This is a genomic window from Microvirga pakistanensis (assembly GCF_004458765.1).
In the GTDB taxonomy this organism is placed as follows: Bacteria; Pseudomonadota; Alphaproteobacteria; order Rhizobiales; family Beijerinckiaceae; genus Microvirga; species Microvirga pakistanensis.
The window spans coordinates 38722-62141 of record NZ_SPJX01000186.1 but is presented as its reverse complement, the minus strand read 5'-3'; the positions used below and the strand labels follow the sequence as shown (position 1 = coordinate 62141).

24 protein-coding genes are annotated in these 23420 nt (G+C 65.4%); 18 read left to right on the top strand and 6 right to left on the bottom strand.

Annotation, left to right across the window (positions count from 1 at the left end):
- The first annotated feature begins 292 nt into the window (after positions 1 to 292).
- Both E4K09_RS11155 and olsB read left to right on the top strand, forming a co-directional pair.
- Positions 293 to 1828, top strand: coding sequence for a YifB family Mg chelatase-like AAA ATPase (locus E4K09_RS11155; RefSeq protein WP_134496941.1), 1536 nt, complete (start codon positions 293 to 295; stop codon positions 1826 to 1828).
- A 137-nt stretch (positions 1829 to 1965) separates the two neighbouring features.
- The gene (gene olsB, locus E4K09_RS11150; RefSeq protein WP_193557275.1) at positions 1966 to 2892 is read left to right on the top strand and encodes a l-ornithine N(alpha)-acyltransferase; all 927 of its coding nucleotides are present in this window, start codon (positions 1966 to 1968) and stop codon (positions 2890 to 2892) included.
- Positions 2893 to 2931: 39 nt separating this feature from the next.
- Here olsB and queG read toward each other — a convergent pair whose 3' ends face one another.
- Both queG and E4K09_RS11140 read right to left on the bottom strand, forming a co-directional pair.
- Entirely contained in the window at positions 2932 to 4077 is a 1146-nt protein-coding gene (gene queG / locus E4K09_RS11145; protein WP_134496937.1) for a tRNA epoxyqueuosine(34) reductase QueG, read from the bottom strand.
- Positions 4074 to 4766, bottom strand: a complete 693-nt coding sequence (locus E4K09_RS11140; RefSeq protein ID WP_134496935.1) for a glutathione S-transferase family protein — start codon at positions 4764 to 4766, stop codon at positions 4074 to 4076. The genes queG and E4K09_RS11140 overlap by 4 nt, the downstream gene beginning before the upstream one ends.
- A 177-nt stretch (positions 4767 to 4943) precedes the next feature.
- On the opposite strand from E4K09_RS11140, the gene E4K09_RS11135 reads away from it, so the two are divergent.
- Both E4K09_RS11135 and E4K09_RS11130 read left to right on the top strand, forming a co-directional pair.
- Positions 4944 to 5741, top strand: coding sequence for an undecaprenyl-diphosphate phosphatase (locus E4K09_RS11135; RefSeq protein WP_134496933.1), 798 nt, complete (start codon positions 4944 to 4946; stop codon positions 5739 to 5741).
- A 3-nt stretch (positions 5742 to 5744) separates the two neighbouring features.
- Complete coding sequence (locus tag E4K09_RS11130; RefSeq protein ID WP_134496931.1) at positions 5745 to 5990, top strand: hypothetical protein; 246 nt, start codon at positions 5745 to 5747, stop codon at positions 5988 to 5990.
- 124 nt (positions 5991 to 6114) lie between these two features.
- On the opposite strand, the gene nth is transcribed toward E4K09_RS11130, so the two are convergent.
- Entirely contained in the window at positions 6115 to 6852 is a 738-nt protein-coding gene (nth, locus tag E4K09_RS11125; protein ID WP_134496929.1) for an endonuclease III, read from the bottom strand.
- A gap of 20 nt (positions 6853 to 6872) precedes the next feature.
- On the opposite strand from nth, the gene E4K09_RS11120 reads away from it, so the two are divergent.
- The 14 genes from E4K09_RS11120 (at position 6873) to E4K09_RS11055 (ending at position 19100) form a co-directional block, all read left to right on the top strand.
- Positions 6873 to 7385 carry a DUF2244 domain-containing protein gene (locus tag E4K09_RS11120; RefSeq protein ID WP_134496927.1) on the top strand — a complete coding sequence of 171 codons (513 nt, stop codon included), beginning with the start codon at positions 6873 to 6875 and terminating at the stop codon, positions 7383 to 7385.
- An 83-nt stretch (positions 7386 to 7468) separates the two neighbouring features.
- Positions 7469 to 8362: a methylated-DNA--[protein]-cysteine S-methyltransferase gene (locus E4K09_RS11115; protein WP_134496925.1), complete on the top strand. Its 894-nt coding sequence runs from the start codon at positions 7469 to 7471 to the stop codon at positions 8360 to 8362.
- Between the two features lie 351 nt (positions 8363 to 8713).
- On the top strand, positions 8714 to 10633 hold the full coding sequence (dnaK, locus tag E4K09_RS11110; RefSeq protein ID WP_134496923.1) for a molecular chaperone DnaK: 1920 nt from the start codon (positions 8714 to 8716) through the stop codon (positions 10631 to 10633).
- 236 nt (positions 10634 to 10869) lie between these two features.
- Positions 10870 to 12012, top strand: a complete 1143-nt coding sequence (dnaJ, locus tag E4K09_RS11105) for a molecular chaperone DnaJ (RefSeq protein ID WP_134496921.1) — start codon at positions 10870 to 10872, stop codon at positions 12010 to 12012.
- A 66-nt stretch (positions 12013 to 12078) separates the two neighbouring features.
- On the top strand, positions 12079 to 12702 hold the full coding sequence (locus tag E4K09_RS11100; protein ID WP_134496919.1) for a class I SAM-dependent methyltransferase: 624 nt from the start codon (positions 12079 to 12081) through the stop codon (positions 12700 to 12702).
- Between the two features lie 44 nt (positions 12703 to 12746).
- Positions 12747 to 13433, top strand: coding sequence for an orotidine-5'-phosphate decarboxylase (gene pyrF / locus E4K09_RS11095; RefSeq protein ID WP_244610450.1), 687 nt, complete (start codon positions 12747 to 12749; stop codon positions 13431 to 13433).
- An 84-nt stretch (positions 13434 to 13517) separates the two neighbouring features.
- Entirely contained in the window at positions 13518 to 14522 is a 1005-nt protein-coding gene (locus E4K09_RS11090) for a DKNYY domain-containing protein (protein ID WP_134496915.1), read from the top strand.
- A gap of 179 nt (positions 14523 to 14701) precedes the next feature.
- A complete protein-coding gene (locus E4K09_RS11085) occupies positions 14702 to 14989 on the top strand; it encodes a DUF1330 domain-containing protein (protein ID WP_134496913.1) in 288 nt (95 codons plus the stop codon).
- 4 nt (positions 14990 to 14993) lie between these two features.
- Positions 14994 to 15299: a DUF1330 domain-containing protein gene (locus E4K09_RS11080; protein WP_134496911.1), complete on the top strand. Its 306-nt coding sequence runs from the start codon at positions 14994 to 14996 to the stop codon at positions 15297 to 15299.
- A complete protein-coding gene (locus E4K09_RS11075; RefSeq protein ID WP_166802267.1) occupies positions 15296 to 15880 on the top strand; it encodes a GNAT family N-acetyltransferase in 585 nt (194 codons plus the stop codon). Before E4K09_RS11080 ends, E4K09_RS11075 begins: the two co-directional genes overlap by 4 nt.
- 5 nt (positions 15881 to 15885) lie before the next feature.
- Positions 15886 to 16692: a 4-hydroxy-tetrahydrodipicolinate reductase gene (gene dapB, locus E4K09_RS11070; protein ID WP_134497165.1), complete on the top strand. Its 807-nt coding sequence runs from the start codon at positions 15886 to 15888 to the stop codon at positions 16690 to 16692.
- Between the two features lie 31 nt (positions 16693 to 16723).
- Complete coding sequence (locus E4K09_RS11065; RefSeq protein ID WP_134496907.1) at positions 16724 to 17344, top strand: 2,3-bisphosphoglycerate-dependent phosphoglycerate mutase; 621 nt, start codon at positions 16724 to 16726, stop codon at positions 17342 to 17344.
- Positions 17345 to 17506: 162 nt separating this feature from the next.
- Complete coding sequence (locus E4K09_RS11060) at positions 17507 to 18127, top strand: alpha-ketoglutarate-dependent dioxygenase AlkB family protein (protein WP_134496905.1); 621 nt, start codon at positions 17507 to 17509, stop codon at positions 18125 to 18127.
- A gap of 34 nt (positions 18128 to 18161) precedes the next feature.
- The gene (locus E4K09_RS11055; RefSeq protein ID WP_134496903.1) at positions 18162 to 19100 is read left to right on the top strand and encodes a hypothetical protein; all 939 of its coding nucleotides are present in this window, start codon (positions 18162 to 18164) and stop codon (positions 19098 to 19100) included.
- A gap of 100 nt (positions 19101 to 19200) precedes the next feature.
- On the opposite strand, the gene E4K09_RS11050 is transcribed toward E4K09_RS11055, so the two are convergent.
- The 3 genes from E4K09_RS11050 to E4K09_RS11040 form a co-directional block, all read right to left on the bottom strand.
- Positions 19201 to 19839: a trimeric intracellular cation channel family protein gene (locus tag E4K09_RS11050; protein WP_280177454.1), complete on the bottom strand. Its 639-nt coding sequence runs from the start codon at positions 19837 to 19839 to the stop codon at positions 19201 to 19203.
- Positions 19840 to 19846: 7 nt separating this feature from the next.
- Positions 19847 to 20470: a nucleotide exchange factor GrpE gene (gene grpE, locus E4K09_RS11045; RefSeq protein WP_134496902.1), complete on the bottom strand. Its 624-nt coding sequence runs from the start codon at positions 20468 to 20470 to the stop codon at positions 19847 to 19849.
- Positions 20471 to 20533: 63 nt separating this feature from the next.
- Positions 20534 to 23281 (bottom strand): [protein-PII] uridylyltransferase, encoded by a 2748-nt coding sequence (locus tag E4K09_RS11040; protein WP_134496900.1) that lies wholly within the window; start codon positions 23279 to 23281, stop codon positions 20534 to 20536.
- Between the last annotated feature and the right edge of the window lie 139 nt (positions 23282 to 23420).

The following is a 23420-nucleotide window of genomic DNA, read 5'->3' as shown; positions in this document are numbered from 1 at the left end:
GAGAGGGCATGGCTGTCCGGTTCATGCGCTCGGGAGCCCTGCCGGCTCGCGCGCTTGGAATGGAGCCGCCCCCGCATCGGGTCCGGCCATCATCGCTTCTCTTGTCACGGAACAATCCCCCTTGAATGGGCTTGGCCCATTTCCCCGGCACAGTGTGACTTAACGCCATAAGGTCCAGAGGGTTCCGCCTGTTTCACAAGGCTTTTCGCAGTCAGGCTCGATCAGTTGAAACACTATTCAGTTTCGGACGCTCGCGCTAGAGTTGCCATGGCTTGCTGGGAGTTCGAGTCGGATGGTCACGCGCGTTTCCACGGTTGCGTTCGAGGGAATCGAAGCGCGCACGGTTGACGTTCAGGTGCAGATTTCCTCGGGCACGGTGGCCTTCACGGTCGTTGGCCTGCCCGACAAGGCCGTGGCGGAATCCCGTGAGCGGGTGCGCTCGGCCCTCCTCGCCTCGGGGCTGGCGCTTCCGGCCAAGCGCATCACCGTCAATCTCGCTCCGGCCGACCTTCCCAAGGAAGGCAGCCACTATGATCTCCCCATTGCTCTGGGGGTCATGGCGGCCATCGGAGCCATCCCGGAAGATGCCCTTGGGGGCTTCACGGTCCTCTGGGAGCTGGCCCTCGACGGCTCCATCACCTCGGTGGCCGGCGTTCTGCCCGCCGCCATGGCCGCCGTGGAGCAGCGGCACGGACTCGTTTGTCCGGAACCCTGCGGCCCCGAAGCGGCCTGGGCCAGCAGCGAGCTCGAGATCCTCGCGCCGCGCTCTCTGATCCAGCTCGCGAACCATTTCAAGGGCACGCAGGTGATGCGCCGGCCGGAGCCCGCCATCATGCCGGCCACCCATGCCCTGCCGGATCTTCGCGACATCAAGGGCCAGGAAAGCGCCAAGCGAACCCTCGAGATCGCGGCTGCCGGAGGGCACAACCTGCTGATGAGCGGACCTCCCGGCGCGGGCAAGTCCATGCTGGCCCAGCGCCTGCCCTCGATCCTGCCGCCGCTCTCGCCCCGCGAGCTCCTGGAGATCTCCATGATCCAGTCGGTGGCGGGCCTCCTGGCGAACGGCGCGCTCTCGAACCGGCGGCCTTTCAGGGCCCCGCATCATTCCGCCTCCATGGCGGCCCTCGTCGGCGGTGGGCTCAACGCCAGACCCGGCGAGGCATCGCTTGCCCACCATGGCGTGCTCTTCCTCGACGAATTGCCCGAGTTCCAGCCACAGGTGCTCGATTCCCTGCGCCAGCCCCTGGAGACGGGGGAGATCCTGATCGCACGGGCGAATCACCGGGTGACCTATCCGGCGCGGTTCCAGCTCGTCGCCGCCATGAATCCCTGCCGCTGCGGACAGGGAACGGAGCCCGGCTATGTCTGCCGGCGCCAGCCGAACGAGCGGTGCATCGCCCAATACCAGGCGCGTCTCTCCGGACCCCTTCTCGACCGCATCGATCTGGCCATCGATGTGCCCGCGGTGACCGCAACCGACCTCATTCTGCCACCCCCGAAAGAGGGCTCGGCCCAAATCGCCGCCCGGGTGGCGGCGGCGCGCGAACGCCAGGAGAAGCGCTATTCCGCTCTGAAAGCGACCGGCGTCATGACCAATGCCGCCTGCCCGCCGGGTCTTCTGGAAGACGTGGCGCAGCCGGATCCGGACGGGCTCTCCCTGATCCGCGATGCCGCCAATGCCATGCGCCTCTCGGCGCGCGGCTTCCACCGGGTTCTGAAAGTCAGCCGGACGCTCGCCGATCTCGATGGAGAAGAGCACGTCCGACGCATCCATGTGGCCGAGGCCCTGTCCTACCGAGCCCATGCGGACCGCCGCTCTGCGGCGTGACCCCTGGGATCAACGAGGCATTCTTGTGAAATCCCACTTCGATTGTGATAGATTGCGTCACATAACGGTATGAAAAGATGGCTATGTCACCGCGCAAGACCGGCACAACCACCGACCGACCGGCCCACGAGAGCGCGATGACGACTTTCCTGCGGAATGGAATGGCAGCGTCCATGAAACCCACGCTGGCTCCCGCTTTGAAGAGCTTGCGGACGATGGTGAGGAGGACCCTCCGCAGCTATGGCGACCTCGACCCCGTGCTCGGCCGGATCGGCTCCCTGGAAGTGCGTCTCGCGACGACGGTCCGGGAGATTCGCCAGGCGCAAAAATTGCGATTCAAGGTCTTCTACGAGGAGATGTCGGCCGTGCCCAAGGGAACGGCCTTGCTCTTGCGCCGAGATGTGGATGAATACGATGCCGTCTGCGACCATCTTCTCGTTCTCGACCATGACGGGAAGGCGGGACCTCTGCGGCGCGCCAAGCCGAAAGTGGTCGGCACCTATCGCCTCCTGCGCCAGGATGTGGCGGAACGCCATCAGGGCTTCTACACCCGCGGCGAATACGACATCGCTCCGCTGCTGAAGGCGCATGCTTCATTGCGATTTCTCGAACTCGGCCGCTCCTGCGTGCTCGAGCCCTACCGCAACAAGCGCACGGTCGAACTGCTGTGGCACGGGATTTGGACCTACGTGCTCCATCACAAGATCGACGTGATGATCGGCTGCGCGAGCCTGGAAGGCACGAACCCGCAGGACCTCGCCCTCCCCCTGAGCTTCCTCCATCACTACGCGGCGGCGCCCCCCGAGTGGCAGGCCAGGGCCTTGCCCGAGCGTTTCACGCGGATGGACGTTCTCCCGAAGGAGGCCGTCGACCCCAAAGCCGCCCTGCATGCCTTGCCGCCGCTGGTCAAGGGATATCTACGCCTTGGCGCCACCTTCGGAACAGGTGCCGTGATCGACCCGCAATTCGGCACCACGGACGTGCTCGTCGTTCTCCCCGTCTCGGCGATCAATCCGCGCTACATCGACCATTTCGGCCCCAACGCGAACCGCCACGCGGCGTGAGCGCAGGCGCAGACGTCGATGTCCCGGCGAGAAGCAGCCTCACGCAGCCGCCTCTTCCGGCAATGCAAGCACCCGGCTCCATTCCTCGCGCACATCCGCATCGCTCTCGTGCTCGAAGCGGCCCGCCCCGAGCGACGCGGCGGCTTCTCGCGGAAGCAGACGGCCGATGGCCCAGACCGCCATGGCCCGCACGAGGGGCGAGGGATCGTCGAGAAGGCGCACGGCCTCATCGGCCAGAGCGGCATCGCCTGAATTGCCGATCGCGATAAGGACGTTTCGGAGAAAGCGGTCGCGCCCGGTGCGCTTGACGGGCGTGCCGGAGAAGCGGGCGCGGAAGGCGGCATCGTCGAGCCGCGCCAATTCCGCGAGCGGCAGGGCCACGAGATCGTCCCGCTGCATCAGCTTCGCCTCGCGGCTTGCCCGCGCGAACTTGTTCCATGGGCAGACGGCTAGGCAATCGTCGCAGCCGAAGATGCGGTTGCCGATGCCGGGGCGCAGTTCCTCCGGAATATGTCCCTTGTGCTCGATCGTGAGATACGACACGCAGCGCCGCGCATCGAGCTGGAACGGGGCCGGAAAGGCGTTCGTCGGGCAGATGTCGAGGCAGCGGCGGCACGAACCGCAATGGTTGCGCTCCGGCTCGTCGACGGGCAGCTCCGCCGTGGTGAAGATCGCGCCCAGGAAGAGCCAGTTGCCGAACTCGCGCGAGACGATGACCGTGTGCTTGCCCTGGAATCCGAGGCCGGCCGCTTCGGCCAGGGGCTTTTCCATGACCGGCGCCGTATCCACGAACACCTTCACGTCGGAGGATGCCTTTGACGCGAGGAAGCCCGCGATCTCCTTGAGCTTCCCCTTGATCACGTCGTGATAGTCACGGTTGCGCGCATAGATCGAGATCGATCCGTGATCCCTCTTCGCGAGCGTCTCCAGCGGATCGCCGGTCGGACCGTAATTGACCCCCAGCAGAATGACGCTGCGCACGTCGGGCCAGAGCGCGCGCGGATCCGCGCGACGCTCGGCGGTGTCCTCCATCCAGTCCATGGAGCCGTGATGGCCGGCCTCCAGCCATGCCTTCAGGCGCTCCGGCGCGAGCGGGATGGCATCCGGGGCTGTGATGCGGATCGTGTCGAAGCCGATCCGCTTGGCGCGCTCCACGAAGGCGCGCTTCAAGGCTTCGCCGTTCAAAAGTCCAGATCGTCGTAGTGTTCCGCCGGCGCCATCCCCGGGACCCGGTCGGCCAGGAGCGCGCGAAAGGACGGCCGGGACTTCACCCGGGCGTACCAGTATTTCGCCGTCTCGTTCTCGTCCCATGGCACGTCGCCGAGATAATCCACCACCGAGAGATGGGCAGCCGCCGCCAGATCCGCATAGGTCATCTGGTCGCCGGCCAGCCAATTCCGCTTGGAAATCAGAAAACCGATATATTTCAAGTGATATCGCACATTGGTCCGCGCCGCGCGAATCGCCCCCATATCGGGGGGACCGCCGCCGAGTTCGGCCGGCATGAACCGCTTGTAGATCTTTTCTGTGGCAAGATACTCCGAGACCTCCTCGTGGAACTTGCCCAGGAACCAGTCGAGCAGGCGCCGAACCTCCACCCTTTGCTCGAGCCCCTGCGGCAGAAGCCTGCGGTCGCTCAGCATGTCCCCCCGAACATCATCGAGGTAATCCGCAATTCCCCGTGCCCCGGGCACGGCCAGGCCACTGTCATCCACCAGCAGAGGGAGATTCCCGGCAGGGTTCACCTCCAGAAGAGGAATGCGCCGCTCCCACGGCTTCTCCTCGACGAGGTCCGCCGCCAGACCCGTTTCCGCTAGGATCAGGCGCGCAAACCGCGAATGCGGGCAAAAGGGATAGGAATGCAGGGTGGCCATGAACTATGTGAGCGCGAAACAGGCGGCGAGAATAAGGCCGCGTCCTGTTAACGGGCGGTAAGGAATTTTGGTGAATCTCATGTTCCAGACGCATGAAGACGGCCTTGGCGGTGCAATGCTTTCTTGACACGTCCGGGAGCGCCCCTGCATCTGGCGCCGTTTCAAGGAATTTCAACGATGACGAACATCATCGAGGCGCTCTTCCTGGGCCTCATCGAAGGGCTGACCGAGTTCCTGCCCGTCTCCTCCACCGGCCACCTGCTTCTCGTCGGGCACTTCCTGGGGTTCGAATCCACCGGAAAGACCTTCGAGGTGCTGGTCCAGCTCGGCGCGATCCTGGCGATCCTCTCGGTCTATTTCAACAAGCTCTGGACCATCGCCAAGGCCCTGCCGCACGATCCGGACGCGCGGCGCTTCGTGGTGGGCGTCGTGATCGCCTTCCTGCCGGCCGCGCTCATCGGCGCGGTGCTGCACGGCTTCATCAAGGAGGTGCTCTTCGACCCCTGGATCGTGTGCATGACCCTGATCGCGGGCGGCTTCGTGCTCCTCCTGGTCGACCGCATGCCCCTCAACGCCACCCGGGACGACGCCACCCGCTTTCCCCTGTCGATGTATCTCAAGATCGGCATTCTCCAATGCCTCGCGATGATCCCCGGCGTGTCCCGCTCGGGCGCCACCATCGTGGGCGCCATGCTGATGGGGGCCTCGAAGCGGGCCGCGGCGGAATTCTCGTTCTTCCTGGCCATGCCCACCATGGCCGGAGCCTTCACCTACGATCTCCTGAAGAACTACAAGATCCTGACGGCCAACGACGCCGTCACCATCGTGGCGGGCTTCATCGCGGCCTTCATCGCCGCCGTCGTCGTGGTGAAGACCCTGCTCGATTATGTCTCCCGCCACGGCTTCACGCCGTTCGCCTACTGGCGGATCATCCTCGGGGCGGCAGGGCTTGCCGGCCTCATCGCCTTCGGGTGAACCGTGCCCCAACGTGACGAAGCCCTCGCCGTCTCGCTCGCCATCCTGGCGGCCCTGGTCATGACGGTGCTGGCGGTGCTCGTAGCCGTCCTCGGGACTCCGGACCAGGACCGACGGACTGGGCCCGAGCCTGCCTGCTCCGAGTGGACCGACGGCTGCATCGTCTGCGCCCGCACCCTGCAGGGACTTGCCTGCTCGACGCCCGGCATCGCCTGCGTGCCGGGCGCTCCGCGCTGTCTCAGGCCTTAACCCACCTTGTCATTCCCGGCCGGAGAGGGCGAAGCCCTCGCAGGGGAAGGGAATCCAAAGCGCTGTGCATGGGAGTGGATCCCCTTCTCGGCTGGTGCGCAGCCGCCGGGGATGAGGCTGACCGTCAAGGAATGGTCTTGTCCGGATAGCGGCACAGATCGTTGACCGGGCAGCGCCAGCACTCGGGCCTGCGCGCCTTGCAGATGTAGCGCCCGTGCAGAATGAGCCAGTGATGGGCGTGGAGCCGGTACTCGTCCGGGATCAGCTTCTCCAACGCTTCCTGCGTATCGAGCGGCGTCTTGGTGACGGCGAGAGGCAGCCGGTTCGTGACCCGGAAAATATGCGTATCCACCGCCACCCGCGGATCGCCGAAGGCGATGTTGACCACCACGCTGGCGGTCTTGCGGCCCACGCCCGGCAGGGTCTCCAGGATCTCGACGGAATGGGGCACCTCGCCGCCGAACTCCTCCACGAGGCGCCGGGACAGGGCGATGACGTTCTTCGCCTTGGTGTTGAAGAAGTTCAGCGTCTTGATGTGCTGACGAAGCCCCTCCTCGCCGAGGGCCAGCATCTTTTCCGGCGTATCGACAATGGCAAACAGTCCCTTCGTCGCCTTGTTGACGCCCACATCCGTGGCTTGGGCGGAAAGCGCCACGGCCACGAGCAGCGTATAGGGGTTGGTGTAATCCAGTTCGCCCTTGGGCTCGGGGTTCGCCTCCTTGAGGCGGCGGAAGATTTCGATCATGGTGGCCCGGTCGACGGGCTTGGGCGCCCGCAGGCGCAAGGCTTTCCCGACGGCCTTCGCGGGCACGGCGGGCTTCGACGGAGGCTTGCGACGGCTGGGCTGCTTCAGATCGGACATTCCCGCGTTATATCTGGACCATGGCAGGCAGCAAGGCGACATTTGAGGACGAAGCCGACCGGTTCGAAAAACCGGTGTTCACGGCCGTCATCCGCCCGCACCGGTCCTTGAGCCCGCAGGGATTCAGGATCCTGATGATTCTGGTCTGCCTGATTTCCGTGGTTGCCAGCCTGCCCTTCGTGATCATGGGCTTCTGGCCCGTCGCCGGCTTCTTCGGCCTGGACTTTCTCGGCCTCTTCATCGCCTTCCGCATCAGCTACCGGCAAGGCCGGGCCTTCGAGCTCCTGGAGCTGACGCCGATCCGGCTCCTGCTGCGCAAGGTCAGCGACCGGGGGGAAACGCATGAATGGCAGTTCAACCCCCTCTGGACCCGGCTCGACCGCGAGGTCGACGACGAGTTCGGCCTGCAGAAGCTGGCGCTCACGTCCCGCAACCAGCGCGTGGTGATCGCCCGCGATCTCTCGCCGGAGGAACGGGAAACCTTCGCCGACGCCTTCGGCCGGGCGCTCTCGGACGTGAAGCGCGGCTATTGAGGCCTGGACTTTCCCCAACGCCGCAGGAATCGGGTGTCGCCTCCTCCGGGAAGTTCCTAGAGTGTCAGCAAGAGGACAACGCCATGCTTGACACCCTGCGCGACATCACCATCGAACCCGCCGCCATCGACGTGCCGGAGGGCCCGCAAGCCGATTACGAGCGGGTGCGCCGGATCATCGCGTTCATCTCCGAGCGCTGGCGCGAGCAGCCCTCGCTGGAGGCCATCGCCGACCATGTCGGCCTCTCGACCACCCATGTGCACCACCTCTTCCGGCGCTGGGCGGGGTTGAGCCCCAAGGCCTTCCTCCAGGCGATCACCCTGGACAACGCCAAGGCGCTGCTCGCCTCCTCGGCGAGCGTCCTGGACGTGACCTACGAGGTCGGCCTCTCGGGCCCGGCCCGCCTGCACGATCTCTTCGTGACCCACGAGGCCATGACGCCGGGGGATTACAAGGCCGGCGGCGCGGGCCTGGCCATGCGCTACGGCTTCCACCCCTCCCCTTTCGGCGAGGCGATCCTGGTGGCGACCGAGCGGGGGCTCGCCGGCCTTGGCTTCGTGGATGACGGCGACCGGGAGGCGGCGCTCGCCGACATGACCCGCCGCTGGCCGAAGGCGCTCTACGTGGAGGATCATGCCGGCACCGCGCCCCTGGCCCGGCGAATCTTCGATCCGTCCCGGTGGGAGGCGGAACAGCCCCTGCGGGTCGTCCTGATCGGCACGGATTTCGAGGTGAGGGTCTGGCAGACCCTGCTGCGAATCCCCCGCGACAAGGCCACCACCTATTCGGACATCGCCCGCCACATCGGCAAGCCCGCCGCCTGCCGGGCCGTGGGCGCGGCGGTGGGCAAGAACCCGGTCTCCTTCGTGGTCCCCTGCCACCGGGTGCTCGGCCGCTCCGGCGCGCTCACCGGCTATCACTGGGGGCTCACCCGCAAGCAGGCGATCCTGGGGTGGGAAGCGGGGCGCACTTGGTGAGTTGCCCCCACCGGCGGCATCACCGGTCCTGTGCCGATGCGGCGAGGCACCCTCGCCCGTCGGGCCCGGCCTTGAGCCGGGCATGACGGAAGGGCCGGAACCGGAGAGGTCCTGAAGGGGTCTGCCCCCTGCAGGTTGGCCCTTGTGACAGCGATGCAACACGGCCTGTCCCCGATGAATTGAGCGAAACAAGCCCTCAACATCGTCTTGCAGCGCTTAAAACCCCTTCTTATATCAGCGCCAGCAGGGGGCTCCGGTCAGGGGCCGACCTGTTTCGTCAATCAACATGTAAGCCATGGGCCGGGCTGCTTTTAGGGCTCGGCGGTCTGCTTGAAAGTGAGGGATCCCGCCATGGGTAAGGTCATCGGTATCGACCTCGGCACCACAAACTCCTGCGTCGCTGTCATGGAAGGCACGACGCCCAAAGTCATCGAGAATTCCGAAGGCACCCGGACGACCCCGTCCATCGTGGCCTTCACGGACGAGGGCGAGCGCCTCGTCGGCCAGCCGGCCAAGCGCCAGGCTGTCACGAACCCGTCGCGCACCTTCTTCGCCATCAAGCGCCTGATCGGGCGCACCTTCAACGACCCCATGACCCAGAAGGACATGGGCCTCGTTCCATATCACATCGTGAAGGGCGGCAACGGCGACGCCTGGGTCGAGGCGGACGGCAAGACCTACTCGCCTTCACAGATCTCCGCCTTCACGCTCCAGAAGATGAAGGAAACCGCGGAGGCCCATCTCGGCCAGCCGGTGACGCAGGCCGTCATCACGGTTCCCGCCTACTTCAACGACGCCCAGCGCCAGGCCACCAAGGACGCGGGCAAGATCGCCGGCCTTGAGGTCCTGCGCATCATCAACGAGCCGACCGCTGCGGCCCTGGCCTACGGCCTGGACAAGAAGCAGTCCGGCATGATCGCGGTCTACGACCTCGGCGGCGGCACCTTCGACGTGTCGGTCCTCGAGATCGGCGACGGCGTGTTCGAGGTGAAGTCCACCAACGGCGACACCTTCCTGGGCGGCGAGGACTTCGACATGCGCCTCGTCGAGTACCTGGCGGCCGAGTTCAAGAAGGAGCAGGGCATCGACCTGACCAAGGACAAGCTCGCCCTTCAGCGCCTGAAGGAAGCCGCCGAGAAGGCGAAGATCGAGCTGTCCTCGGCCGCTCAGACCGAGATCAACCTCCCCTACATCACGGCGGATGCGTCGGGTCCGAAGCACCTCGCCCTCAAGCTCTCGCGCGCCAAGTTCGAGCAGCTCGTGGACGACCTCGTGCAGAAGACCATCGAGCCCTGCCGCAAGGCCCTCAAGGACGCGGGCATCAACCCCGGCGACATCGACGAGGTTGTCCTGGTCGGCGGCATGACCCGCATGCCGAAGATCCAGGAAGTGGTGAAGAACTTCTTCGGCAAGGAGCCCCACAAGGGCGTGAACCCGGACGAAGTCGTGGCTATCGGCGCGGCGATCCAGGCGGGCGTGCTCCAGGGCGACGTGAAGGACGTGCTGCTCCTCGACGTGACCCCGCTGTCGCTCGGCATCGAGACCCTCGGCGGCGTGTTCACCCGCCTGATCGAGCGCAACACCACGATCCCGACGAAGAAGAGCCAGGTCTTCTCGACCGCGGAAGACAACCAGAATGCGGTGACGATCCGCGTCTTCCAGGGCGAGCGCGAAATGGCGGCGGACAACAAGCTGCTCGGCCAGTTCGACCTCGTGGGCATTCCGCCCGCACCGCGCGGCGTGCCGCAGATCGAGGTCACCTTCGACATCGACGCGAACGGCATCGTGAACGTCACGGCCAAGGACAAGGCCACCGGCAAGGAGCACCAGATCCGCATCCAGGCCTCCGGCGGCCTGTCGGACGCCGACATCGAGAAGATGGTGAAGGACGCCGAGGCTCACGCCGAGGAAGACAAGAAGCGCCGCGAACTCGTCGAGGCGAAGAACCAGGGCGAAAGCCTGATTCACGCTACCGAGAAGTCGCTCACCGAGTACGGCGACAAGGTCGGTGAATCCGACAAGCAGGGCATCCAGACCGCCATCGACGCGCTCAGGCAGGCTCTCGCCGGCGAGGATTCCGAGGTCATCAAGGCCCGCACCACGGACCTGATGCAGGCTTCCATGAAGCTGGGCGAGGCGATGTACGCGGCTCAAGCGGCCGCCGGCGAGCCCGGCGAGCAGCCCGAAGGCGGCGACAACGCCCAGAAGGACGACGTCATCGACGCCGACTTCCAGGAAGTCGACGAAGGCGACAAGAAGAAGCGCGCGTAAGGATCATGCGCACCTTCTGACGATCTTCGGCACCCGGTTCATGGCCGGGTGCCGTTTTCATGAAACGGGCTTGAGAGGCCCACCACGAATGAACGAGCTGCCGCCCGATATCAGCGATGCCTCGGCCTGTGAACGGAACGCTCCGAGCCGGAGTGAGGAAGCAATGAAGCCGCAGATGCAATCGACCCGGATCGGCAGCATGACGGAGCGACCGACTGCTCCCAGGGGCGCCTGACATGTCCAAGCGCGACTACTACGACGTCCTCGGCGTTGCGAGGACCGCGACCGAAGCGGAAATGAAATCCGCCTTCCGTAAGCTCGCGATGCAATACCACCCGGACCGCAACCCGGGCGACCACGAAGCCGAGGTCAAATTCAAGGAAATCAACGAGGCCTATCAGACCCTCTCCGACGCGCAGAAGCGCGCGGCCTACGATCGCTACGGCCACGCGGCCTTCGCCAATGGCGGTGGACCGGGCGGACCAGGCTTCAACGGCGATTTCTCCGACTTCATGTCGGATATCTTCGAGAACTTCTTCGGTGATGCGGGCGGACGCGGCCGGGGTCGCGGCGCCGGCGGACGCGAGCGCGGCGCCGACATGCGCTACAATCTGGAGATCACCCTCGACGAAGCCTTCCACGGCAAGACCGCCGAGCTGAAGATCCCTACATCCATCACCTGCGAAGCCTGCTCTGGAAACGGCGCGAAGCCGGGCTCGAAGCCCAAGACCTGCCCGACCTGCGGCGGCGCAGGCCGCGTCCGGGCCACTCAGGGCTTCTTCTCCATCGAGCGCACCTGCCCGAACTGCCATGGGCGCGGCGAGGTGATCGACGACCCGTGCCCGTCTTGCGGCGGCGCAGGCCGCGTCACCCGGGAGCGTACGCTCTCCGTCAACATTCCGGCCGGAGTCGAGGACGGCACGCGCATTCGCCTGGCCGGCGAAGGCGAGGCGGGCCTGCGCGGAGGCCCCTCGGGCGATCTCTACATTTTCCTGTCGATCAAGCCTCACCCGTTCTTCCAGCGGGACGGCGCCGACCTGTTCTGCCGCGTGCCGATCTCCATGGTGACGGCGGCGCTCGGCGGCGAGTTCAGCGTTCCGACCTTAAGCGGCACCGAAGCGCTGGTGAAGGTGCCCGAAGGCACCCAGACCGGCAAGCAGTTCCGCCTGCGCGGCAAGGGCATGCCGGTCCTGCGCTCCCGGGACGTGGGCGACCTCTACATTCAGGTTGTTGTGGAAACTCCGCAGAAGCTCACCAAACGTCAGCGTGAGCTTCTTGAGGAGTTCGACAAGGAATGCTCGAAGGAAAATCATCCGGAGAGTTCCGGCTTCTTCTCGCGTTTTCGCGAGTTTCTCGATGGTTTGAGCGGATCAAGTTAACTTGACGGTCGTTTCCTTTGAGTTCTAAACAACCCGTGCAATCCGCCCGCTCGAGGGGTCTTCCCAGTGCTTCAGTCGTTCCAACGGCCCACGACCCGGAAAATCCCCCTCAAGAAGGACCGTTTTCAGGACGAGGCCCGCTTTCTGCGCTCCTGGCTTGAACGCCCGCTCGTCGTCGGCGCGGTCACGCCGTCGGGCAAGATCCTGGCGCGGACCATGGCTTCCTACGTCGATCCACGCATTCCGGGACCCGTCGTCGAGCTGGGCCCCGGCACCGGGCCGGTCACCGACGCCCTGATCCGGCGCGGCGTGGAGCAGGAGCGGCTGATCCTCGTGGAGTTCAATCCGGAATTCTGCCAGCTGCTGAAGCGCCGTTTCCCCAAGGCGACCATCGTGCAGGGCGATGCGTACGATCTCAAGGAGACCCTGGCGGGCGTCCTGAAGGAGCCGGCCGCCGCCACCGTGTCGAGCCTACCGCTCTTCACCAAGCCCATGGATCAGCGCCTGGCCCTGCTCGAGGCCGCGCAGGATCTGATGCATCCGAACGCACCCTTCATCCAGTTCACCTACGCGGTCGTGCCGCCGATCCCCGCGCGCTCGCAATCGCACAGGGCCAGAGCCTCCAACAGGATCTGGCGCAACCTGCCCCCGGCCCGCGTCTGGGTCTACAACAAGGTCTCCCATCCATGAGCAATGCTGTGTCTCCCTCGACGAATCCCGTTTCGAAGGAAGACATGCGCGACAGGCTCATCATCGGCCTCGACGTTCCGGGCGTCGAGGAGGCGCGCTCCATCGTGGAGCGCATCGGGGATGCGGGGACTTTCTACAAGATCGGCTACCAGCTCGCCTATGCCGGAGGCTTCGAATTCGCGAGCGAGCTGATCGGGCAAGGCAAGAAGGTCTTCCTCGATCTCAAGCTGCACGACATCGGCAATACGGTCGAGGAAGGCGTGCGCTCCATCGCCCGCATGGGCGTGACGTTCCTGACCGTTCACGCCTATCCGCAGACCATGCGGGCCGCCGTTGCCGGAAGGGCCGGATCGGACCTGAAGATCCTCGCCGTGACCGTGCTCACCTCCTACGACGACAACGATCTCGTCGAGGCAGGCTATGCCCCCGTCGCACCGGAGGAACTCGTGGCCCGCCGCGCGGAGCAGGCCCGTGACATCGGCATCGACGGCATCGTTTGCGCCGCCACGGAAGCGCCGCGCGTACGCGGCATCGTCGGGCGCAACCGCCTCATCGTGACCCCCGGCATTCGCCCCGCTGGCGCGGAAGCGGGCGACCAGAAGCGCATCGTCACCCCGGGCGAGGCGATCCGCGACGGCGCAACCCATCTCGTCGTGGCGCGCCCCATCGTGAAGGCCGCCGACCCACGCGCTGCGGCGCAAGCCATCGTGCGGGAAATGACCGGAGCGTGAGCGCCCTCCGTCAAGGCGTCGTTTCCAAGTGACAGAAACCGAGTTACAGAGCAGCGGACCATCTCGGCCATTCGGGAGACCGTCTTGAGCAGCCGCTATCTCATCTCGGACCAACGCGTCTTCTTCGCATTCACCGGCCCTGCCCGGCAGGTTGACGCCGCCTCTTTCCGACCCATCGGGGAGAAGGGCCCTGTCGCGGTGGACAAGGGCCACGCCTATTGGGGCCCATACCGGTTCGAGGCCGACCCTTGCACCTTGAGCTGCGTGCTGCCCGGTCTTCTCTATAAGGACAGCAAGGCCGTTTATGCCTATGGCGCGAAGCTCGGAAAGACGGATCCTGCCTCCTTCAGGCTCCTCAAGCATCCGCTTCCCTGGCTGGCTCTGGCCGCGGATTGTCATCAGCGCTTCATCTTCGAGAGTCTGACGGGCGGCTTCCTGGCTCAGTCCGAGTCCCTGGCCGCCAACCGGGCGAAGCTCACGAAGGTGCTCTCCATCACGCGTGTGCCGATCGAAGGGAGCGAAAGCGACTGGATCGAGAAGCTCAGGCAGGCCTACGTGCCTGCAAGCCTTCCCGCCGGCGAAGAGGAGGAGACGACAATGGTGCTGACGGACGAGGGATGCTGTCTCGAGACAAGACGCGTCGTTCCCTGCGACCCGTCGAGCTTCGAGGCGATCACGGACGACACGGGTCGGGACAAGGATCACTTCTTCCGAGGCTCGACGATCATGCCTGAAGTGGACAAGAATTCGGTGGAGCATGTCGAGGACGCCGTCTTCAGGGACAAGAACCATGTATTCTGTTTGTGGGGTCCCTACACACCTGTTCCGAAGGCCGACCCGAAGAGCTTCCGTCTGATCGAGCCGTACTTTTATCCGGTTCGCTATGCCATCGACGACAAGGCAGCCTATTGCTTGATGTACGGCGCGCAGCGCATGAAGGTGAAGCGGTTCACGCTTCCCGAGCCCAATGCCTTACGTCCGATCAAGTCCGAGCCTGACCAGGAGGGCCGAATCGTGCTCGGCCTTGCCACCGACGGCAACACCACCTTCAAGGATGGCGTGCCGGTCAGATCCGCTTCGCGCCCCTAGGGCATCGTGCGGAAAGGTGGACCCGGTTTTCCGCCCTGCACGATGCTCTTATCTAAGGCGAAAGCATCGGATCGATCCCAAAAGTGCAAATCCACTTTTGGGTCCGATGCTGCGGAAGAGCTTGACGCATCGCGCCCGCCGGGGTTCGCTGCACACCCCATCACAGAGGAGCCCTTCATATGCCCAAAGGCTATGTCATCGCCCGCGTCACCGTCACCAACCCCGAGGCCTACGCGGAATACGCCAAGGGTGCGACGGCGGCGATCCAGCAATATGGCGGACGTCCGCTGGTGCGCGGCGGGGCCTATGAGGCGCTGGAGGGCGAGGCTAGGCCCCGCAACGTGGTGATCGAGTTCGACTCGGTCGAGCAGGCCCGCACCTATTACCATTCCCCCGAATACCAGGCGGCGAAGGCCAAGCGCGACGGCGCCTGTGTGGCCGAGTTCGTGCTGGTGGAAGGAGCCTGAAGCGATGCCGAAGGGTTATTGGATCGGCCGGGTCGATGTGCAGAACCCGGATGCCTACCAGAATTATGTGAAGGCCAATGCGGTGCCGTTCGCCAAGTACGGCGCCCGCTTCCTGGTGCGCGGCGGCGGCTTCCGGGTGGCGGAAGGCGGCTCGCGCGACCGCAACGTCGTGATCGAGTTCCCCTCCTACCAGGCCGCGCTCGAATGCTGGGATTCGCCGGAATACCAAGCGGCCAAGGCGGAACGCGACGGGCATGCGGTGGCCGATATCATCATCATCGAGGGCTACGAGGGGCCGCAACCGAGTTGATCCCTGAAACATATGCCATCCGACCTGGGCGTGAGAGCGATCTCGGGGCTCTCGCGGATGTGGAGCGCTCCGCCTCCGTGACCTATTTCGAGGCCCTCGGAGGTCCGCGCCAGACGGCTGACGTTCTGCCCGCTGCCGTGGTCGAAGCATCGCATGCCGCGGGTCTCCTGTGGGTCGCAGCCGACCGGCGGGATGTGCCCGTAGGTTTCCTGGCGGCCGAGGCGATCAACGACTTTCTGTTCGTGAAGGAAGTCAGCGTCGCGCGCGAGCACCAGCGCGCCGGGCTCGGCCGCAGGCTGATTCAGGCAGCCGAGGATCATGCGCGGGCGGCGCCTTATGGTGCGATAGCCCTGACCACTGATCGCTTCATCCCATTCAACGGTCCCTTCTACGAGAGAATCGGCTTCCGGGAAGTGCGCGCTGAACAGGCTCCACTTAGCCTCAGGACTCTCTTGGCGCAGGAGATCGCGAGCGGCTTCGAGGGAAAGCGACGGATTTTGATGCTGAAGCCCGTCGCAGCTTTGCAGGACTCCACCATGCCGCTATATGCCTCACGCAGGCAAACAGGAGATCGAGCATGAGCGAAATGCGACTTGTCGTGGTCGGAGCGGCCGGACGCATGGGGCGCATGCTCATCAAGGCCGTGACTGAGGCGGAGAACTGCCGCCTCGTTGGCGCCATCGAGCGCGAGGGCTCCCCTGCCCTGGGGCAGGATGCGGGTGTGCTCGCAGGGCTTGCGCCTCTCGGCGTGAGCGTGACGGCGGATCCCCTGCCCGTCTTCGCCCAGGCCGACGGCGTCCTCGACTTCACGTCGCCCGCCGGCACCGTGTCCTTCGCAGGTCTCGCCGCCCAGGCCCGCATCGTGCATGTGGTCGGCACCACGGGCCTGCAGGAGGAGGATTTCGCGAAGCTCGAGGCCGCCGCCCGGCACGCGCGCATCGTCCAGTCGGGCAACATGTCGCTCGGCGTGAACCTGCTCGCGGGCCTCGTGCGCAAGGTGGCCGAGACCCTGGGCGAGGACTTCGACATCGAGGTGCTCGAGATGCATCACCGCATGAAGGTGGATGCGCCCTCGGGCACGGCGCTTCTGCTCGGCGAGGCTGCCGCGGAGGGGCGCGGGATTTCCCTCAAGGAGCGCTCGGTGCGCAGCCGCGACGGCCATACCGGCGCGCGCAACCCGGGCGATATCGGCTTTGCCACCCTGCGCGGCGGCTCGGTGGTCGGCGAGCATTCCGTGATCTTCGCTGGCGCGGGCGAGCGCCTCGAGCTCTGGCACCGCGCGGAGGATCGCAGCATTTTCGCGCGCGGCGCCGTGAGAGCCGCCCTCTGGGGCTTCGACAAGAAGCCCGGCTACTACACGATGGCCGACGTGCTCGGCCTCAAGGACCTCTGAGACAATCATCACGAAACGGAGACGCTGAGAGATGGATCGCCTTCTTGTGCTCGCCCGCCATGGCCAGAGCGAATGGAACCTCAAGAACCTGTTCACCGGCTGGAAGGATCCGGGCCTGACCGATCTCGGCATCGAGGAGGCGCGCAATGCCGGCCGCCGCCTGAAGGACATGGGCGTTCGGTTCGACGTGGCCTACACGTCCGCTCTCGGACGCGCCCAGCGCACCTGCAAGCTGATCCTGGAAGAGATCGGCCAGCCCGATCTCAAGACCATTGCCGACCAGGCGCTCAACGAGCGCGATTACGGCGATCTCTCGGGCCTGAACAAGGACGATGCCCGCGCCCGCTGGGGCGAGGAGCAGGTTCACGTCTGGCGCCGCTCCTACGACGTTCCACCTCCCGGCGGCGAAAGCCTCAAGGACACCGTGGCCCGCGTCCTGCCCTATTACATCCGCGAGATTCTCCCCCGCGTGATGCGCGGCGAGCGCGTGCTCGTGGCCGCTCACGGCAATTCGCTGCGCGCGCTCGTGATGGTGCTCGACGGCCTCACGGCCGAGACGATCCCGAGCCTCGAGCTCGCAACCGGCATCCCGCTGGTCTATCGCCTCAATGCCGATACGACGGTGGCCAGCAAGGACGTGCTGGAGGGATAAGACAGCTCTTCGCACCTCTCTCCTGTCATGGTCGTCCCCGGACGTGATCCGGGGATCAGTCCCGGCCATCCCTTGCCGGAAAGGCACTTCGCACCCGCGATCGGGATCACCGGCCCGAGGCCGGCGACGACAGGGGAGAACGAGGCGTGCCACGATAACCCGATGTCTCCGCTGACCCTCGCTCCCGGCCTCGTCTATTACCCGGATTACCTGGACCGTCCGGCCCAGGAACTCCTGCTTCGATCTCTGCGCCAGATTACCCGCACTGCGCCCCTGTTCACGCCGCGCATGCCGCGCACGGGCAAGCCCTTCTCGGTGCGCATGACCAATTGCGGGAGGCTCGGCTGGGTGTCGGACATCGCGGGCTATCGCTACCAGCCCACTCATCCCGAGACAGGCGAACCCTGGCCCGCCATACCCGATCAGGTTTTGCAGGCCTGGGCCACGTTGAGCGGTTACGTCCATCCGCCCGATGCCTGCCTGATCAACTTCTACAATCCCGAAGCCCGCATGGGCCTGCATCAGGACAAGGACGAGGCGGAGTTCGACGCTCCCGTCGTCTCGCTCTCGTTGGGCGATACGGCCTTGTTCCGCCATGGCGGGCTCGACCGCCGGGACCCGACCCGTTCGATCCGCCTCAGGTCCGGTGACGCAATCGTGTTCGGCGGGCCGGCCCGCCTGATCTATCATGGCATCGACCGGCTGATCTCCGGCAGCTCGGACCTGCTGCCGCAGGGTGGGCGGCTCAATCTCACCTTGCGCAAGGTCGAAAAACCGCTCTAGCCTTTTCTGCCACAAGAATGCTCAAGGGGCCTCCATGAAAATCCTTTCTGCTGCTGCATTCGGCTTCATCCTGTCCGTTCAGGCGGCTTTCGCCGCGGACCCCGTCTTCCCGCCGGCCTCGCGCATCGGCCTTTCTCCCCCGCAGGACATGACCCTGTCCAAACGCTTCAGCGGGTTCGAGAACGAGGAGCGCGCCGCCGCGATCACCTTCGCGGAAATGCCGGCCGGGGCATTCGGCCAGCTCGCCTCGGGGTTGAACAAGGACGTGCTGAAGAGGCAGGGCCTGGAGCTGAAGACCAGAGAGAATGTGAAGCTCGGCTCCAACGAGGCCATCCTCGTCAGCGGCACGATGCTCAAGCCCCGGATGGGCCGCAAATGGCTTCTTCTGGTCAAGGACGAGGCCTTGACCGGCCTCGTCGTGGCCGAGGTGAGCGGCGGCCAGGACGGCTACAGCGACGAGGAGATCCGAAACGCCCTGAAGAGCGTTGCCCTGCGCCATGACGTGTCCCTGGAGGAGCAGGTCTCGGCCCTGCCGTTCCGGGTCGTCGAGAAGGCCGGCTTCCGGCCCGTCCGCGTGGTCGCGGGCAATTCCGTGCTGTTCACGGATGGGCCGAAGGACACGATCAAGGCCGTGGAGCAGCCGCTGATGATCGTCGGATCGTCCCTGCAAGCCGTGCCATCGTCCGGCGAGCAGCGCAAGCAGTTCGCCCAGGCGGCTCTTCATGCCAACCAAATCTTGAGGGACGTCCGGATCGAGCGCTCGGATTCCTTCCGTCTAAAGGGTCAGGATTGGCACGAGATCGTCGCGAGGGCGGTCGAGGCGGAATCGGGCCAGCCCATCGTGGTGATGCAATCCATCCGCTTCGACGCGGATCGCTACATCCGCATGGTCGGCCTCACCCGCCAGGAGCAGAGAGATCAGAATCTTCCGCGCTTCCGAGCCATCGCCGATGGGATCGAGTCCAAATTCTAGGGCCTCGGACGTGCATTCGAACTCACGTCTGGGGCTTTAAGTTCTCGATTGTTTAGCATCTTTTCACGCGAAACCGGTTCCCACTTTCGCACCCGATGCTCTAAGCCTCCCGGCTCGGAAACGCCGGGAGCGACCATCCGCGCAGGATCGCAAACGCCCTCAGGCCGAAGGCCGCGCCAAAACCTGCGGCCGCCCCCCAGATCGGCGGAAGGCCGATCACCTGCAGCGTCACCGTAACGGCGGCTCCCAGCGCCGCTGCGGTCACATAGATCTCCTGCCGCAGGACGAGAGGCGTGCTCCCCGCGAAGATGTCGCGGATGATGCCGCCGAAGGTCGCCGTGATGGTCCCGAGCGCGATGGCCGACAAGGCGGGAACGCCGGCGGCAAGAGCCTTGGCCGTGCCGGTAATGGCGAAAAGGGCCAATCCCAGGGCATCCGCCCACAGGAGCACGCGGCCCCGCCTGCCGCCTTCGAGAGCCGCAACGTTCTTCGGACCCAGGGCAAAGACGGCCTCGGCGACGACCAGGCAGACGAGCACGTCCGTGGGATCACCCACCCAGAAGACGGGCCGAATGCCGATCAGAAGGTCCCGCACCGTCCCGCCGCCCACGCCCGTGAGCGTCGCCAGCAGGGCGAACCCGAACGGGTCCATGCCCTTGCGGGCCGCCATCAGTGCGCCCGTCAGCGCGAAGACGGCGACGCCGATGACCTCGAAGGGGATCTGCTGGAGAAGCTCCACTGAGGATTTACGAAGCGGAGGAAGAATTGTCGGCGGTCTCGGAGCCTGCCCCGTTCGCCGGAGCCTTGGGGCCGCCCTTGGCCACGCCGACCAGGGCGGGACGCAGGACGCGGTCGCCGATCACGTAGCCGGACTGCACTACCTGCACCACGGTGCCGTTCGGCACGTCCGGGTTCGGCACTTCGAACATGGCCTGATGCACGTTCGGATCGAACTTCTGGCCCTGCGGCTCGAGCTTCTTCACGCCGTGGCGCTCCAGGGTCTTGAGCAGGTCGCGCTCGGTGAGATCGATGCCTTCGATGAGGCCCTTGAAGGCTCCCTCGGCGCCAGCCCGGGCCTCCTCCGGCACGCTCTCGATGGCGCGGCGCACGTTGTCGGCCACATTGAGCATGTCCCGCGCGAAATTCGCCACGGCATAGGTGCGGGCGTCCGCCACCTCGCGCTCCGTGCGGCGGCGCAGGTTCTCCATATCTGCCATGAGACGCAGGAATTTGTCCTTCAGATCGGCCTTTTCGGCCTCGAGAACGGCGATCGGGTCGGCCTGAGATTCAGCGGCGGTCACGGTTTCGGCGCCGTTGGCGGTCTCGGCCTGGGGATTGATGGTCTGGTTTTCCGTGTCGTTCGGGTTCATGGTCGATCAACTGAAAGGTGGCAAAAAGGGTCAGGGCACATATCAGGTCGAAGCGCTCACAAATCAAGCGCTTCGCCGGTGAAACGGCTCCGCTTCCTCCGTCTTGAACACGTCGAGCAGAACGCGGCGGATCGTGGCCTGGCGGCCCGCATGGGTCACCTTGGTGCCCGTCAGATCCGTCACGTAGAACACGTCCACCGCCTTCTCGCCGAAGGTGACGATGTGGGCCGAGGCGATGTTGAGGTTGAGCTTTCCCAGAGCCGTGGTGAGATCGTACAGCAGGCCCGGCCGGTCGAGGCCCGAGATCTCGATGACGGTCTGCCGGCTCGAGAGCGAATTGTCGATCGTGACCTCCGGGGGCACGTGGAATGCTTTCGAGGGTTTCGCCGGACGCTTGCTCTCCACGAGATCCGCGATCTTCACCTCGCCCTTCAGCGCGCGCTCGATGGCCTTTGCGACGCGCTCTGCGCGGCGCAACTCATCCTCGTCGCGGTCGAAGGCCCGCGACAGCACGATCGTGTCGAGCGCCATGCCGTCCGTCGTCGTGAAGATCTGCGCATCCACGATGTTGCCCCCCGCCGCGGCGCAGGCGCCGGTGACGATGGCGAGCAGGCGCGGATGGTCGGGCGACAGGATGGTGAGCTCCGTGACGCCCCGGAAATGATCGGTCTCGTAGGATGTGGTGACCGTGCGCCCGGCCTTTTCCGCATCGCGGACGAAATGAGCCTGCTTCACGCGTCGCTCGTCGTCCGTCTTCAGCCAATAGGCCGGCGTGTGGCGGGCCGCGTAGGCCTCGAATGCTTCGCCGGACCAGTCGGGGAGCGCCGCCCGCAGCTGCTCCTGCGCGAGGCGGATCCGATCGGAGCGCGCCACGTCCGCCGCGCCGCCGCCGAGCAGCACCTCGGTTTCGTGATAGAGCGTGCGCAGGAGCTGGCCCTTCCAGCCCGTCCAGGTGCCGGGGCCCACGGCCTTGATGTCGGCGATGGTGAGCACGAGCAGCAGCTTCAGGCGCTCCATGGTCTGCACCACATCCGCGAAGCTCTTGATGGTGGCGGGGTCCGACAGATCGCGGCTCTGGGCCGTATTCGACATGAGCAGGTGATGCTCGATGAGCCAGGCCACGGTGTTCGTCTCGGCCTCCGTGAGGCCGAAGCGCGGGCCGAGCTTGCGCGCGATCGCGGCGCCGGCGATCGAGTGATCCTCCGGGCGCCCCTTGGCGATATCGTGCAGGAAGACGGCGACGTAGAGCGCCCGGCGGTTCTGGATCGTGCCGAAGATCTGGTTGGCGAGCGGATGCTCGTTGCCGAGCTGCCCCGCCTCGATTTCCGTGAGCACGCCGATGGAGCGGATGAGGTGCTCGTCGACCGTGTAGTGGTGATACATGTTGAACTGCATCATCGCGACGATGCGCCCGAAATCCGGGACGAAGCGGCCGAGCACGCCCGCCTCGTTCATGTGCCGCAACACCACCTCCGGCGCGTTCCTGGACGTGATGATGTCGAGGAAGAGCTTGTTCGCCTCCGGATCGCGGCGCAGTTTCTGTCCGATGAGCTTCAGGGAACGGGTCGCCAAGCGCGTCGCATCGGGATGGATCGCGAGATTGTGCTTGTCCGCGAGCCAGAACAGGCGAATGAGATTGACGGGATCGCGCCCGAACACATCCTCGCCGCTCACATTGATGCGGTTGTTGTCGATGACGAAATCGTTGCCTTCGAGCGCGCCGCCGCGACGGCGGCGAAAGCGCCCGAACATGCGATCGAGCATGGGACGCTTCTTCGTCTGGCGCGCCTCAAGCTCCGCGCACACGATGGCCGTCAGGTCGCCCACGTCCTTGGCGATCAGAAAGTAGGCCTTCATGAAACGCTCGACCGCCGACAATCCACCGCGAGGCGAAAATCCGATGCGCTCGGCGATGATGCGCTGCAGATCGAAAGTCAGGCGCTCCTCGGCGCGGCCCGTCGCGAAGTGCATATGGCAGCGCACGCGCCACAGAAACTCCTCGCATCGCAGGAAGAGCTTGAACTCGTCGGGCGTGAAGAGCCCCGCCTTCACGAGTTCCCGCGGCTTCTTCACCTGATAGACGTATTTGCCGATCCAGAAGAGCGTGTTGAGATCGCGCAATCCTCCCTTGCCGTCCTTCACGTTGGGCTCGACGAGATAGCGCGACGCGCCGGCCTTCGTCACGCGCGCATCGCGCTCCTTCAGCTTGGCATCGACGAATTCCGCCGCGGACGTGGCGACGATCTCCCGGTCGAAGCGCTGCACGAGAGTGTCGAAGAGCGCGCGATCCCCGAACAGGAAGCGGACCTCCAGAAGCGAGGTGCGGATCGTCATGTCGGCCGCGGCCTCGCGCATGCAATCCTCCACCGAACGGGTGGCATGGCCGACCTTCAGCTTGAGATCCCACAGCACGTAGAGCATCGCTTCGACGACGCTCTCGCTCCAGGCCGTCTGCTTGTAGGGGAGCAGAAACAGCAGGTCGACGTCGGAGCCTGGCGCCAGGGTTCCACGGCCGTAGCCTCCGGTCGCCACCACGGCGATGCGCTCGCCCGATGTCGGGCTTCCGGCCGGATAGAGATGCCGCACCACCGCCTCGTGCACGAGGCGGACGAGATCATCCATATGCGCCGAGAGAAACTTGGCGCAGACGAGGCCGTCCTTGGCTTCCAGCAGCTGCTCCTCCGCCTGCGCGCGGCCTTCCTCGAGGTAGAGCTTGAGTTCGGGCACGAGCCTGGCTCGCAGCTCGCCCGCATCGCGGATCGGCTGATCGCCGAGGCTCTTCAGGATGGCGTCTGGATTCTGGAGCGGCATGGAACAACCGTGATCGGAAACGTGTTCTGGCTTATCACCGTGTGCGCCGGCCCCCAAGAGCGGGCTGGACTTATCCGGTAGGACGGATAGAGTGTTCTTTATACGAAATTCTGTTTGACAGAAGAAACTCTCTGTTTCA